The organism is Sphingopyxis sp. 2PD (assembly GCF_005503695.1).
Classification (GTDB): Bacteria; Pseudomonadota; Alphaproteobacteria; order Sphingomonadales; family Sphingomonadaceae; genus Sphingopyxis.
The window spans coordinates 292,989-305,792 of the sequence record NZ_SCMU01000001.1; the positions used below are offsets into that span (position 1 = coordinate 292,989).

A 12,804-nucleotide genomic window follows, 5' to 3' on the forward strand; every position below is an offset into this window, starting at 1 on the left:
ATCAGGCGGGCGCCGACAATTTCATCAACACGAGGCCGCTGACGATCAGCACCGCGGCAAATATCCGCATCGCGCTCGCTTGTTCGCCCAGCACGAGGATGCCGACGACAAATGCGCCGACCGCCCCGATTCCGGTCCAGATCGTGTAAGCGGTGCCGAGCGGCAGCGATTTCATCGACAGCGCCAGCAACGCAAAGCTGGCGAAGGCCGCGACCAGCGTGAGCAGCGACGGGCCAAGCTTGGTAAAGCCGTCCGACTGTTTCATCGAAAACGCCCAGACGATTTCGAGCGCACCAGCAATTGCGAGATAGATCCAGGCCATGACAGCCTCCCATTCAAGGCTGCCGGGCCGTCCCGGACTTGAAAGCCTGCCCATGATGCAGGCGAGGACGTGGCCTCTTGGTGATTTATGGCCTGGCAGGGGCAGCAGGACTCGAACCCGCGACCCTCGGTTTTGGAGACCGATGCTCTACCAACTGAGCTATACCCCTAGGCCGGAGTGCGCCCCTAGCCCGATTGCAGAGGCGGGGCAAGGGGGATCACGGCTTGCGTGCGCGCACTCGCCTGATATGCGCAGAGCGGCATGACATCCGCCGCCGCCCCCTCCGCCGCCGCGCCGCAAAACTATCTCGGCGGCATCGCGCTCCGCCTTCTCGCCATGGCCAGCCTGTCGCTGATGTTCGTGGTGGTCAAATATATCGACCGCGCAGGCATCCACATCGTCGAAAGCCTGTTCTGGCAACAGGCGCTGGTGTTGCCCTTCCTGCTCCTTTGGGTGAAGGCGACCGGCGGTTTCGCGTCACTCAAGACCCACCGCATCGGGGCACACACGCGCCGGATGCTGATGGGGCTGACCGGCATGGCATGCAATTTCGGCGCGATGATCCTGCTACCGATGGCCGAAGCGACGACGATCAGCCTTTCGGTGCCGATCTTCGCGGTGATCTTTGCCGCGCTGCTGCTCGGCGAAGCCACAGGGTGGCAGCGGTGGAGCGCGGTGATCATCGGTTTTGTCGGCGTCCTCGTCGTAATCGATCCGTTTGCAAGCTTTGCGGGCGGGTTCGATGGCACCCGCGCACTCGGCACCCTCGTCGCGCTGGGCGGCGCGATCATGACCGCGCTGATCACCATTGCCGTCCGCGACCTTGGCCGCACCGAAGCCGCCGCGACAATCGTCTTCTGGTTCAGCCTGCTCTCGATGATCCCGCTCGGCATCGCCCTGCCCTTTGTCATCACGCCGCATGACGGCGGGGAGTGGCTGTTGCTCATCGCGCTCGGCTTCCTTGGCGCGGTCGCGCAAATGTCGCTGACCGGCGCGCTGCGCCTTGCCCCGGTGTCGGTCGTGATCCCGATGGATTATTCCAGCCTGCTGTGGGCGATCGCTGCGGGCTGGTGGTTCTTTGGCACCCTGCCCGCCGACACGACATGGGTCGGCGCGCCGCTGATCGTCGCGTCGGGGCTGTTCATCGCCTGGCGCGAGCATCGCCGCCACATCACCCGACCGAAGGAGGTTGCCGCATGACGCGCCCCATATTGTACCACTGCCCCGACGCCCGCTCGCTTCGCTGCCTGTGGGCGGTCGAAGAAGCCGGGATCGACGTCGACCTGCGCGTCCTGAAATTCCCGCCGCGTGCGTTCGAGCCCGATTATCGCGCGGTGAACCCGCTGATGACGATCCCCGGCTGGGTCGAGGACGGGCGGCTGATGACCGAATCGGCAGCGATCTGCGAGCGCATTGCCGAGGGGACGCCGCTGGAAGTCCGCCGCGACGAAGGTGATTATTGGGACTATCGCAACTGGCTGCACCGCAGTGACGCGACGCTGACCTTCCCACTCGCGATCATCATCCGTTACACACGGGTCGAGCCCGAAGAGCGGCGGCTGGCGCAGGCGGTCGAGGACTATAAGGCCTTCTTCGGCGGGCGCGCAAAGAGCATCGAGGCGGCTCTGGCCGACGGGCGCGAATGGCTGGTCGCGGGGCGCTTTACGATTGCCGATATTGCGATCGGCTATGCGGCGTTTCTGGCGACGACGCTGGGGGCGGAAGATGTGCTGGGCGAGGCCACCAAAGCATGGCTGGCGCGGTGCATGGCGCGTGAGGGGTTTGTGCGGGCGCGGGAGCGGCAGAGGGTTTAGCCGCGACGTCTGCCTTGGGGTGGTGAGCGGACGGAGCGATCCTCCCCCAACGGGGGAGGGGGACCAGCGAAGCTGGCGGAGGGGCACCATCGGTTTGCCTTGCCGCCGAAGTCGTGCTCCATTGCTACGTTCCCGGAACGCTTGACTCTTCTCGCCCAGCGCCGCGTAAACCGCCTGTGCCCCTCCACCACCCTTCGGGTGGTCCCCCTCCCCCGTTGGGGGAGGATCGGCTATGTCCGCAATCGGTCGCTAGCTGCCGCCCGTCAATTCACCATCCGCTCATATCCCGCCCAGTATGGCGCGCGCAGATCCTTGCGCAAAATCTTGCCGCTCGCGTTCCTTGGCAACGCATCAATCACATCGACGCTGCGCGGGCATTTGAAGGGCGCGATGCGTTCGCGCGTCCAGGCGATGATGTCGGCTTCGTCGATCGTCATCCCGGGCTTGGCGACGCAGACCGCCTTCACCGTCTCGCCCCATTTGTCGTCGGGGATGCCGAACACCGCGACCTCCTGCACCGCAGGGTGACCAAAGATCGCGCTCTCGACCTCGGCGGGATAGATATTCTCGCCGCCCGAAATGATCATGTCCTTCATCCGGTCGTGGATGAACAGATAGCCGTCGGCGTCCATATAGCCCGCGTCGCCGGTGCGGATCCAGCCGTCGGCATCGACGGTCTTTGCCGTCGCTTCGGGCAGGTTCCAATATCCCAGCATGTTGTTCGACGATCGGGTGACCACCTCGCCCACCTCGCCCACCGGAACTTCCGCGCCATCTGATCCCAAAATCCTGATCTCGACCCCCGGCAGCGGCTTGCCCGCCGACCGCATCCGCGCATTGCCCGCGGGATCATGATCCTCGGGCGGCAGCATCGAGATCGTGCCGGTCGTTTCGGTCATCCCATAGGCCTGGATGAACTGCGCCCCGAACATCTGGATGCACTGGCGCAGCAATTCGAGCGGGATCGGCGCGGCGCCGTACAGGATATATTTGAGGCGGCTGTAATCGACCGTCGCGCAGCGCGGGTGCATGAGCAGGAACTGCAGCGCCGCGGGCACCATGAAAAAGCGCGTTACGCCATGTTGCTCGACCGCGTCGAACACCCCGTCGGGGTTGAACTCGGCGAGGATGATGCCGGGCAGCCCTGCGGCGAGCGCCATGATGCCGAGCCCGGTGCCGCCGATATGCGCGCATGGCATCGCGACCAGCACCGCCTCATCATCCTCCCATTTGGTATACGGCAGGTCGAGGTCGTTCGAATGTTTGCGCAGCGCGAACAGGTTATGGTTCGACAGCACCGCGCCCTTCGGATTGCCGGTCGTGCCCGAGGTATAGAGTTGCAGCACCGCATCATGCGCCGTCGAAGGCGTGAACGCAGTCCGCGCCGCGCCATCGATCATCGCGCGCGCGGCAGCGGCGTCGACGATCCTGGGGGCGTGGTCGAGCTTGCCAGCCAGCTGATCGGCTATCGTTTCGAACCCCGGTCCCGCGAACACCAGCTTTGCCTGGGTATCGTTGACGATGAACGCCCATTCGGTCGGCGACAGCCGCCAGCCGATCGGCGCCATCACGATCCCGGCGCGCGCCGCGCCATAGAAGAGGATGAAATAGAGGTCGCTATTCTTGCCGATCCACGCGATCCGGTCGCCCTTGCCCAAGCCCGCGGCAATCAGCGCCGACGCGACCTTCGCCGTCGCTTCGTCGAGCTGTGCGTAGTTATAGACGCGATCTTCTTCACGCAGCGCGACGCGGTCGGGACGCTCGCTGGCCCAATGGGTCAGGAATTCATCGAACGTGAAAAGCTCCGAAACGTCGCGGGGCATGGGTTCTCTCTCCTCGATTCGCATCTTTGGCGCGCAATTGGGGAAAGGCTAGCGGCTGTACGCGACAGGTAAAGCGCGTATCGACAACCCTGTCAGCAACGTCAGGTGCGGCGAAAGAGCAGCATCAGATTGTTGGCGGGCATGGCGAGGCGTTCGGCAAAGCGCAGTCCGGCCGCCGCAGCGGCGGCCTTGACGTCGTCGAGCTGGCGCAGCCCCCACGCCGGATCGCGCGCGCGTAGGCTGGCGTCGAAAGCTAGGTTGCTGTCGGTCGTCGGCACGTCGGTCTCGATATAGGGGCCGTAGAGGATGAGCGGCGCCCCCGGCGCGAGCAACCGCGCCGCGCCCGCCAGTAGCCCCAGCGTCGCCGCCCAAGGGCTGATGTGGATCATATTGATGCACAGGATGGCGTCGGCCCGATCGAGCGGCCAGTCTGCCGCCGCCGCATCGAGCGCCAGCGGCGGCGCGATATTGGCCAACGCAGCCTCGGCGCACCAGGCAGCGATAGAGACCCGTCCCGCGGGATCGGGATCGCTCGGTTGCCAGTCGAGCGCCGGGAAGGCCGCAGCGAAATGGACGACATGCTCGCCCGATCCGCTCGCGACCTCCAGCACCGTGCCGCTCGCCGGCAGCCATTCGGTCAGCACCGCCGCGATCGCATCGCGGTTGCGCAGCGTTGCCGGGGCGTGGCGTTTGTCGTCCCTGCCGCCGTCGCTCGGCATCCACGGCGGTGATGACGCCATTACGCCTTGGCCTGCGCCCGCGCGCGCCGGTCGCGCACAATCAGCCAGGCGAACAGCCCGACCGGGCCGACCATCAGGGTCAGGAGCAGAAAGGGGAATTGCGCGACCCGGCTGAACCCCTTTTGGTCGGCGTCGCGCGCGATCCACATGCCGGTAAACAGGTCGAACGCCAGATAATGAACCCACCCGAGGGTCGCGCCGCCGGGACTATCGAACAGCTTCATCACCCCCGCCAGCGTCGTGAAATCACCGCCGCCAGGCCCACCGGGATCGATGCCGCCAGTCAGGAAACCGACAATCATCACCGTATAGGTAAGGCACAGCAGGAACACGCCGGCATAGAGGATCAACGCCAATATCTTTGGCCCGCGCGGCAGAAAGGCGAGCGCGATCCACGCCGCAACGGCCCAATAGTTGGCGATCAGAAAGATTGTGTCCCAGCTCATCGCGCCCTCCCCTTTATCGGTCATCCCGGCGAAGGCCGGGATCTCATCCTATCATCATGACGCACCGGCGAGATCCCGGCCTTCGCCGGGATGACGATCGATTATAGATCACCCTCCCAAGCCAAAACCGGCTTGCGCGCCGCCGCCGTCTCATCCAGCCGCGCGCGCGGCGCGAAATGCGGGGCGGTTTTCAGCGCCGGGTCGCCATTGCGCGCGCGCATCGCGATGCTGCGCAGCGCGCCGATGAACTGGTCGAGCGCTGCCTTGCTCTCGGTCTCGGTCGGCTCGACAAGCATCGCCCCGTGGACGACGAGGGGGAAATAGACCGTCATCGGATGATAGCCCTCGTCAATCAGCCCCTTGGCGATGTCGAGCGTCGAGAAGCCTTCGGCGAGCCCCTTGTCGCTGAACAGCGCCTCGTGCATGCACGGACCCGACGCCGCGAACGGCGCGTCGAGAACGTCCTCCAGGCTGCGCAGCACATAGTTGGCGTTGAGCACCGCATCCTCGGCAACCTGCTTCAGCCCGTCGGCGCCATGGCTGAGGATGTAAGTCAGCGCGCGGGTGAACATGCCCATCTGGCCGTGGAAAGCGGTCATGCGGCCAAAGGTCTGCGGATGATCCTCGCCCGCGCTTTCCTCTTCGATCAGGCGGAAGCCTTCGCCCTGCTTCGTGACGAAGGGCAGCGGCGCGAAGGGGGCGAGCGCCTCCGACAGCACGACCGGCCCCGAACCGGGTCCGCCGCCGCCGTGCGGGGTCGAGAAGGTCTTGTGCAGGTTGATGTGCATCGCGTCGACGCCGAGGTCGCCGGGGCGCACCCGCCCGACGATCGCGTTGAAATTGGCGCCGTCGCAATAGACATAGCCGCCCGCGGCGTGGACCGCGTCGGAGATCGCCTTCATCTCGCGCTCGAACAAGCCGCAGGTGTTGGGGTTGGTGATCATCACCCCCGCCACGTCGGGGCCGAGCCGCGCCTTCAGCGCCTCGAGGTTCACGCGGCCCGCTTCGGTCGCGGGAATATCCTCGACGGTGAAGCCCGCAAAGGCCGCGGTCGCCGGGTTGGTGCCGTGCGCGCTTTCGGGAACAAGGATCACGCGGCGGTCCTCGCCGCGCGCTTCCAAGGCGGCCTTGATGCAGAGGATGCCGCAAAGTTCGCCATGCGCACCGGCCTTGGGCGACATCGCGACGCTGTGCATACCCGTCAGCGTGATCAGCCATTCGGCAAGCTCGTGGATCACCGCATAGGCGCCCTGCACCGTCTCCTGCGGTTGCAGCGGATGCGCGTCGGCAAAGCCCGGCATCCGCGCGACCTTTTCGTTGAGGCGCGGGTTATGCTTCATCGTGCAGCTGCCGAGCGGGAACAGCCCGAGGTCAATCGCGTAATTCTGGCGCGACAGGCGCGTGTAGTGGCGCACCGTTTCGGCTTCGCTGAGGCCCGGCAGGCCGATCGGCGCGGTGCGCGCGAGCGCGCCAAGGTCGGCGGCAGGCGCCGCTTCGTCGAAATCGACCCCGGTGGTTTCGGCCCCGCCGATCTCGAAGATCAGCGCTTCCTCGAGCATCAGCGCGCGGTTTCCGGTAAAGGTCGCGGTGTCGTCGGCGCCGCCAGCGACGTTCATTTCGGGGCGCCAGCCGGCGCGGTTGAGCGCGGTCATGCCAGCACCTCCTTCAGCGCCGCGGCAAAGGCGGCAATATCATCCTCGGTCACCGTCTCGGTGACGGCGACGACGAGGCCGTTCGCGAGCGCCGCATTGTCGGGATAGAGGCGGCCAAGCGAAACGCCGCCAAGGACGCCCTTTTCGGCCAGCTTGTGGACCACCGGGCGCGCCTCCGTCGGCAGCAGCAGGGTGAATTCGTTGAAATAGCTGTCGTTCATCACCGACACGCCGGGGATTTTGGCGAGTTCGGCCGCGGCCTTTTTCGCGCGGCCATGGTTGATCGCGGCAAGCTGGCGCAGCCCCGCTTCGCCGAGCAAGGTCATGTGGATGCTGAAGGCCAGCGCACAGAGTCCTGAATTTGTGCAGATATTGCTCGTCGCCTTTTCGCGGCGGATATGCTGCTCGCGCGTCGAGAGCGTCAGCACGAACCCGCGCTTCCCATTCGCGTCGACCGTCTCGCCGCAGAGGCGCCCCGGCATCTGGCGGACATATTTGGACTTGCAGGCAAACAGGCCGACATAAGGCCCACCGAATTGCAGCCCGACGCCCAGCGACTGTCCTTCGCCCACGACGATGTCGGCACCCATTTCGCCCGGGGCCTTGATCAGCCCGAGCGCCACGGGTTCGGTGACCACCGCCACCAACAGCGCGCCCGCCGTCTGACACGCCGCGGCGAGCGCGGTCATATCGTCGATGCGGCCGAGAATGTCGGGATATTGCACGACGACGCAGCTCACATCCTTGTCGATGCTGGCAGCAAGCGCCGCCCAGTCGGTTCCCGCGTCGAGGCCTGGGTCGCCATCGACCAGCACGTCGCCGGTATATTTCGCCATCGTGCGCGCGACGCTGCGGTAATGCGGATGCAGACCGGTCGACAGCAGCGCCTTGTTCCGCTTGGTGACCCGCCGCGCCATCACGATCGCTTCCCAGCAGGCGGTCGATCCGTCGTACATCGATGCATTGGCGACATCGGTGCCGAGCAGGCGCGCGACCTGCGACTGGAATTCGAACAGCATCTGGAGCGTGCCCTGCGCGATTTCGGGCTGGTACGGCGTGTAGGCGGTCAGAAACTCGCCGCGCTGGATCAAATGATCGACGCTGGCGGGGACGTGGTGGCGGTACGCCCCGGCGCCCAAAAAGAAGGGACCGTCGCCCGCCGCGCGGTTCTGGCGCGACAGCGCCGCCATGTGGCGTTCGACCGCGAGCTCGCTGGCGTGCAGCGGCAGACCCGCGATCGGGCCGTCGAGCCGGGCATCGACGGGAACATCGGCGAACAGATCGTCGATCGAGGCAGCTCCGATGGTCGCAAGCATCGCGCTGCGGTCATCGGACGTGAGGGGGAGATAACGCATGAACTACTCCACAGAAGAATCTGGTTTTGGGGAGAAAAGCTGAACGGTGTCGGCAAGAGTGCCGGAAAAGATCGCCGGGCCGGCGTGCGTCGTGCGAATCCACGGCGCGAGCCAGATGCGAAAGCCTGCATCGCGCACGCGGCGGCAAAAGGCATAGTCGTCGGAAAGCAGCGCCTGGCTTTCGGGCTCGATATAGGGGCAGAAAAAGGCCGGGACGATTTCACCGACGCCATGCGCCTGTCGCTCGGCAGGGTCGGGCCGGAACACGAGGTCGGGCAGCGCCGCCGCCATGCCTTCCAGCACTGCGCGGCGGATCAGCATCATCGCGGTGCCGAGCCGCGTCAATTCGACGAGGTCGGTCAGCTTGAAATTCTGCTCGGGATTCAGGAAATGCAGCGCAAAGTCGCCGGTATAGCGCGCCAGGTCCGCCGGGTTACCCTTCGCCAGCCCCTGTTCCACCGCGCGCGCGACATTGGCCCAGTTGATCATCCGCCGCGGATAGGCGCCGCCGAGCACCCCGCAGTCGGGGTTCGCCTCCATCGCACGCACTAGCGAAAACACGTCGTCGGCCGAAAAATCGATGTCGGCATCGATGAACAGCAAATGCGTGCAATCGCTCGCCAGGAACATCGCGGTCAGCATGTTGCGCGCGCGGGTGATCGACGGCTGGTAGAGGATGAACTCGAAGCGCACCGAAATGCCCGCCGCCTGGGCGCGCAGCGCGAGCGCGAGCGCCGCGCGGACATAAGTCCCCTGCGCCCCCTCATAGATCGGGGTCGCCACCATCAGGCGGCAGTTGGCAAGGGCGGCGTCCGTGGCGATTGCATTTTCTCCATAAACCCCTCCCCCCAAGGGGAAGGGATGAAATCGCTAGAGCGCGTCGCAGAACGCCTTGTACGCGGCGGCGTCCATCAGGCCGTCGAGCTGGCTCTTGTCGCTCAGCGTCAGTCGGAAGAACCAGCCTTCGCCTTCGGGATCCGAGTTGACGAGCGCGGGATCTTCCTCGAGCGCGCTGTTGCCTTCGGTCACCGTGCCATCGACCGGGGCGTACACGTCGCTCGCCGCCTTGACCGATTCGACCACCGCGGCGTCGCCGCCCTGGCTGAGCTCGGCGCCGGTGTCGGGGACTTCGACGAACACGATGTCGCCAAGCTGGCCCTGCGCGAAATCGGTGATGCCGACCGTTGCGACGTCGCCGTCGACATCGATCCACTCATGCTCTTCGGTATAGTAACGCGGCATCGGTCAAGCTCCTGTTTTACGAACATAATTATGCGGAACAAAGGGCATGGCGGCGACGGTGCAGGCGACGCGCTTGCCGCGCACCTCGGCCGCGACGGCGGTCCCCGGCGCCGACAATCCGGTCGGCACATAGCCCATCGCGATCGGCGCGCCGACGCTGGGCGCAAAGCCGCCCGACGTCACGACGCCGATTTCGGTGTTGCCATCGAACAATTTTGCGCCTTCGCGCACCGGCATTTTGCCATCGACAAGCAGGCCGACCCGTTTGCGCGGGGCGCCGTCTGCGAGATGACCGAGGATGCGCGCGGAACCCGGGAAGCCGCCTTCCTCACGCCGGCGTTTGCTGATCGCGAACGCCAGATCAGCCTCGACCGGATCGATCGCCGGGTCGAGATCATGGCCATAGAGCGGCAGCCCCGCCTCAAGCCGCAGCGAGTCGCGCGCCCCCAGCCCGATCGGCTTGACCTCCGGCTCAGCGCACAACAGATCGGCCACGGTTGCCGCGGCGTCGGCTGGGATCGAAATCTCGAACCCGTCTTCTCCGGTATAGCCCGACCGGCTGATCGTCGCCGGCACGCCGCCGATCTGAAACGCGCCAAAGCGCATAAAAACGAGCGCCGACAGTGGCCATTCTCCGGTCACGTGGCGGCCCAGCGCCGCCGCCGCGCCGGGGCCTTGCAGCGCCAGCAACGCCTGATCGTCAAGATGATTGATCACGATGTCGTCGGGCAGATGCTCACGCAGATGGGCGATGTCGTCCCATTTGGTGGCACCGTTGACGACCAGATACAGATAGTCGGGCCAGCGCGAGACCATCAGGTCGTCGAGAACGCCGCCGTCCTCGGCCAAGAGCAGCGAATAGCGCTGCATTCCAAGCTGCAGCGTCGACAGGTCGATCGGCAGCAGGGTCTCGACCGCGGCATGGAGCGCTGCCTTGTCGCCGCCCGCGTGCGACAGCAGCAATTGCCCCATATGGCTGACATCGAATAGTCCGGCGTTTTCGCGCACCCACAGATGTTCGGCCATGATGCCTTCATATTGGATCGGCATCCAGTAGCCGGCGAACTCGACCATCCGTCCGCCCTTCGCGCGGTGCCAGGCGTCGAGCGGCAGCACCTCGGTCGCTGCCGCGATCGCGCCGTCCTCATCCAGTTGTTCGGTTTCGGTCATGTCAGTCTCCCGCGGTTGCACGGCGGATGCGCGGCGGGGTGCCGCGCCTTTCGCCATGCCCCCTCTGTCACGGGAACCTGAGAGTTTTCCCCCGGCGCGCCGGGGTTACCCCTTCGGTGGTCCCAGCAATGAGCCGGAACGCTTTCCAGAGTGTCCGTTCCAGCCTGCGCGGTCCTGCTGACCTGAGAGTTTCCGGGGCGGTTGCTCCTTCGGTGGTGAGGCGCCGGTTGCCCTGCCCTCACGCTCTCCCGCGCGGCCGGTCGAATCTCTTTAGGGGAGGCCCGACAGACGCTGCGAGCCTTGGCGCTGCCCCCGGGCGGAGTCAATCGGCGAGCGCGCGGATCGCGTCGTTTTCGTGGGCATGCACGCCCGAACCGCCCTGCCCCGCCAACCGGACGATCGCCGCGGCGACCTTGTCACCGGGAATCGAACGATAGCGACGAAGGGAACCGTGCAGCAACGCATCCATCAGCGGCGCCGCGACCGTCGCCAGCCCCTCGCCCAGTCGCGGCGGCCCGGGCCGATCGCCGGTCAGCAGCCCGGGACGGATCAGGTCGAGCCGGTCGAACCCGAGCGCACGCAGGCCATCCTCGGTCTCACCCTTGGTGCGCAGATAGAAATTGCCTGCTTTTGCCGACGCCCCAACCGAGCTGACGACGATCATGTGCCCCGTGCCGCCTTGCCGCGCCCCCTTTGCCGCAGCGAGGATGAGGTCATGGTCGACCGCGCGAAACGCCGCCTGCGATCCCGCCTGGCGGATCGTGGTGCCAAGGCAGCAAATCAGGACCGCGGGGCGTTCGTCGGCGATGACGTGGGGCCAGTCGTGTGGCGGTGCGACGCGCGTTACATGATGCGGCGCCAGCCCCTCGACCGGTCGGCGCGCGACGATCGTGATGCCGCGATTCCCGAAAGCGTCGATCACCGCGCGTCCGATCAGCCCGGTCGCACCGACGATCAGCACGTCAGACATGCGCCAGCGCTTCGGGCACCGCTTCGCGGCCAAAAATCTCGGCGTAGCGGTCTATCGCGAACCGATCGGTCATTCCTGCAATATAATCGCCAATATGCCGCGTTGTCGCGCATTCTTCACCGGGCAACCGCGCGGACCAATCCTCGCCCATCAGCCCCGGATTGTCGGCGTAGGCGGCAAACAAGCGGCCGACGACCTGGTTCGCAGCCTCGGCAGCCGCGATCTGTTCGGGATGATGATAGAGATTGGCGTACATGAAGCGTTTCAGCTCGCGCTCCTGCGCCGCAAGCTCCGGCGAAAAGCCGCCGAGCGGTCGGCCCGCGGCGCGCACGTCGGCGACGCTCGCGACGCCGGCAGCCGCGACATTGGCGGCGGTCGCGGCGATGACGTCGTTGACCATGACCCCGATCTGATCGCGCACCAATTCGCGCAGCAACCGGTCGCGCGGCGCGCCGGGGAAGCGGCCCTCGACGGCGCCGAAATTGGCGGCAACAAACGGTTGCTCCATCAGCTGATCTAGGTCGAGCAAGCCCGCGCGCAGACCGTCGTCGATGTCGTGATTGTCATAAGCAATGTCGTCGGCGACCGCCGCAATCTGCGCCTCAAGACTGGCATGGCTGTCAAGGTAGAGGCGGAAATCATCGTCGATCGCGGCCAGCGCCCAGCCGGGGTTCGTCACCGGGCCATTATGCTTGGCCAGCCCTTCGAGCGTCTCCCACGTCAGGTTGAGACCGTCGAAACGGGGATAAGGACATTCGAGCTGCGCCAGCGTGCGCAGCGTATGGCCATTATGGTCGAAACCGCCATGCTCGGCCATCGCCGCCTTCAGCGCATCTTCGCCCGCATGACCGAAGGGCGGATGCCCGATGTCGTGCGCCAGACAAAGCGCCTCGGTCAGATCCTCGTTCAGCCCTAGTGCGCGCGCGATGCCGCGACCGATCTGCGCGACCTCGATGCTGTGGGTCAGGCGGACGCGATAATGGTCGCCGTCGGGGGCGACAAAAACCTGCGTCTTGTGGCGCAGGCGGCGAAAGGCGATCGAATGGATGATGCGGTCGCGGTCGCGCTGGAAATCGTCGCGCGGGCCGCGAACGACGCGGCCCTGCTCGGCATAGCGTCGCCCGCGACTTTGCGCCGGGTTGCTGGCGCAATCGGCGACGCTCATAGGGGCCAGAATCCGCCATTTGCGTCTTCGAGGCGTCGCAATGGCGAAGATATCGTCTTCGCGTGGCCGCCGCTGATGGTGGTTCCATCCGCAAGGCCGCGCGGG

The 12,804-nt window shown here is 65.9% G+C and carries 13 protein-coding genes, 1 tRNA gene and 2 riboswitches; of the genes, 2 read left to right on the plus strand and 12 right to left on the minus strand.

Annotated elements, in window-relative coordinates; all coding sequences use genetic code 11:
- Nucleotide 1: 1 nt before the first annotated feature.
- Both FFS18_RS01275 and FFS18_RS01280 read right to left on the minus strand, forming a co-directional pair.
- Entirely contained in the window at nucleotides 2–322 is a 321-nt protein-coding gene (locus FFS18_RS01275; protein ID WP_137869434.1) for a DMT family transporter, read from the minus strand.
- Between the two features lie 93 nt (nucleotides 323–415).
- Nucleotides 416–491, minus strand: a tRNA-Trp gene (locus FFS18_RS01280).
- Between the two features lie 92 nt (nucleotides 492–583).
- Between FFS18_RS01280 and FFS18_RS01285 the strand changes: the two genes are divergently transcribed.
- Nucleotides 584–1,522 (plus strand): DMT family transporter, encoded by a 939-nt coding sequence (locus FFS18_RS01285; RefSeq protein ID WP_137869435.1) that lies wholly within the window; start codon nucleotides 584–586, stop codon nucleotides 1,520–1,522.
- Entirely contained in the window at nucleotides 1,519–2,136 is a 618-nt protein-coding gene (locus FFS18_RS01290; protein WP_137869436.1) for a glutathione S-transferase family protein, read from the plus strand. The genes FFS18_RS01285 and FFS18_RS01290 overlap by 4 nt, the downstream gene beginning before the upstream one ends.
- Before the next feature lie 263 nt (nucleotides 2,137–2,399).
- Here FFS18_RS01290 and FFS18_RS01295 read toward each other — a convergent pair whose 3' ends face one another.
- The 10 genes from FFS18_RS01295 to FFS18_RS01340 all read right to left on the minus strand — a co-directional run bounded on the left by FFS18_RS01295 (nucleotide 2,400) and on the right by FFS18_RS01340 (nucleotide 12,699).
- Nucleotides 2,400–3,959 carry a fatty acid--CoA ligase gene (locus FFS18_RS01295; protein ID WP_137869437.1) on the minus strand — a complete coding sequence of 520 codons (1,560 nt, stop codon included), beginning with the start codon at nucleotides 3,957–3,959 and terminating at the stop codon, nucleotides 2,400–2,402.
- Nucleotides 3,960–4,060: 101 nt separating this feature from the next.
- Nucleotides 4,061–4,699, minus strand: a complete 639-nt coding sequence (locus tag FFS18_RS01300; protein WP_137869438.1) for a DUF938 domain-containing protein — start codon at nucleotides 4,697–4,699, stop codon at nucleotides 4,061–4,063.
- A complete protein-coding gene (locus FFS18_RS01305) occupies nucleotides 4,699–5,145 on the minus strand; it encodes an ABA4-like family protein (RefSeq protein WP_120218253.1) in 447 nt (148 codons plus the stop codon). The genes FFS18_RS01300 and FFS18_RS01305 overlap by 1 nt, the downstream gene beginning before the upstream one ends.
- Nucleotides 5,146–5,246: 101 nt before the next feature.
- Entirely contained in the window at nucleotides 5,247–6,761 is a 1,515-nt protein-coding gene (gene gcvPB / locus FFS18_RS01310; protein ID WP_249340253.1) for an aminomethyl-transferring glycine dehydrogenase subunit GcvPB, read from the minus strand.
- 32 nt (nucleotides 6,762–6,793) lie between these two features.
- Nucleotides 6,794–8,152, minus strand: a complete 1,359-nt coding sequence (gcvPA, locus tag FFS18_RS01315; protein ID WP_137869440.1) for an aminomethyl-transferring glycine dehydrogenase subunit GcvPA — start codon at nucleotides 8,150–8,152, stop codon at nucleotides 6,794–6,796.
- Between the two features lie 3 nt (nucleotides 8,153–8,155).
- A complete protein-coding gene (locus FFS18_RS01320; protein ID WP_137869441.1) occupies nucleotides 8,156–8,938 on the minus strand; it encodes a glycosyltransferase family 2 protein in 783 nt (260 codons plus the stop codon).
- An 84-nt stretch (nucleotides 8,939–9,022) separates the two neighbouring features.
- Nucleotides 9,023–9,394 (minus strand): glycine cleavage system protein GcvH, encoded by a 372-nt coding sequence (gene gcvH, locus FFS18_RS01325; protein ID WP_137869442.1) that lies wholly within the window; start codon nucleotides 9,392–9,394, stop codon nucleotides 9,023–9,025.
- A gap of 3 nt (nucleotides 9,395–9,397) precedes the next feature.
- Nucleotides 9,398–10,564 carry a glycine cleavage system aminomethyltransferase GcvT gene (gene gcvT / locus FFS18_RS01330; RefSeq protein ID WP_137869443.1) on the minus strand — a complete coding sequence of 389 codons (1,167 nt, stop codon included), beginning with the start codon at nucleotides 10,562–10,564 and terminating at the stop codon, nucleotides 9,398–9,400.
- Between the two features lie 54 nt (nucleotides 10,565–10,618).
- A riboswitch (glycine riboswitch) is annotated at nucleotides 10,619–10,723 on the minus strand.
- Nucleotides 10,724–10,825, minus strand: a riboswitch (glycine riboswitch).
- Between the two features lie 61 nt (nucleotides 10,826–10,886).
- Nucleotides 10,887–11,534 carry a Rossmann-fold NAD(P)-binding domain-containing protein gene (locus FFS18_RS01335; protein WP_137869444.1) on the minus strand — a complete coding sequence of 216 codons (648 nt, stop codon included), beginning with the start codon at nucleotides 11,532–11,534 and terminating at the stop codon, nucleotides 10,887–10,889.
- Nucleotides 11,527–12,699, minus strand: a complete 1,173-nt coding sequence (locus FFS18_RS01340; RefSeq protein ID WP_137869445.1) for a deoxyguanosinetriphosphate triphosphohydrolase — start codon at nucleotides 12,697–12,699, stop codon at nucleotides 11,527–11,529. The genes FFS18_RS01335 and FFS18_RS01340 overlap by 8 nt, the downstream gene beginning before the upstream one ends.
- Nucleotides 12,700–12,804: the final 105 nt, after the last annotated feature.

Excerpts from the sequence above, each read along its gene's own strand:
- FFS18_RS01275 (WP_137869434.1), bottom strand. The coding sequence starts at position 322 with ATGGCCTGGATCTATCTCGCAATTGCTGGTGCGCTCGAAATCGTCTGG.
- FFS18_RS01300 (WP_137869438.1), bottom strand. The coding sequence starts at position 4,699 with ATGGCGTCATCACCGCCGTGGATGCCGAGCGACGGCGGCAGGGACGAC.
- FFS18_RS01340 (WP_137869445.1), bottom strand. The coding sequence starts at position 12,699 with ATGAGCGTCGCCGATTGCGCCAGCAACCCGGCGCAAAGTCGCGGGCGA.
- FFS18_RS01305 (WP_120218253.1), bottom strand. The coding sequence starts at position 5,145 with ATGAGCTGGGACACAATCTTTCTGATCGCCAACTATTGGGCCGTTGCG.
- FFS18_RS01285 (WP_137869435.1), top strand. The coding sequence starts at position 584 with ATGACATCCGCCGCCGCCCCCTCCGCCGCCGCGCCGCAAAACTATCTC.
- gcvPA (WP_137869440.1), bottom strand. The coding sequence starts at position 8,152 with ATGCGTTATCTCCCCCTCACGTCCGATGACCGCAGCGCGATGCTTGCG.
- FFS18_RS01295 (WP_137869437.1), bottom strand. The coding sequence starts at position 3,959 with ATGCCCCGCGACGTTTCGGAGCTTTTCACGTTCGATGAATTCCTGACC.
- gcvT (WP_137869443.1), bottom strand. The coding sequence starts at position 10,564 with ATGACCGAAACCGAACAACTGGATGAGGACGGCGCGATCGCGGCAGCG.
- FFS18_RS01290 (WP_137869436.1), top strand. The coding sequence starts at position 1,519 with ATGACGCGCCCCATATTGTACCACTGCCCCGACGCCCGCTCGCTTCGC.
- FFS18_RS01320 (WP_137869441.1), bottom strand. The coding sequence starts at position 8,938 with ATGGTGGCGACCCCGATCTATGAGGGGGCGCAGGGGACTTATGTCCGC.
- gcvH (WP_137869442.1), bottom strand. The coding sequence starts at position 9,394 with ATGCCGCGTTACTATACCGAAGAGCATGAGTGGATCGATGTCGACGGC.
- FFS18_RS01335 (WP_137869444.1), bottom strand. The coding sequence starts at position 11,534 with ATGTCTGACGTGCTGATCGTCGGTGCGACCGGGCTGATCGGACGCGCG.
- gcvPB (WP_249340253.1), bottom strand. The coding sequence starts at position 6,761 with ATGAACGTCGCTGGCGGCGCCGACGACACCGCGACCTTTACCGGAAAC.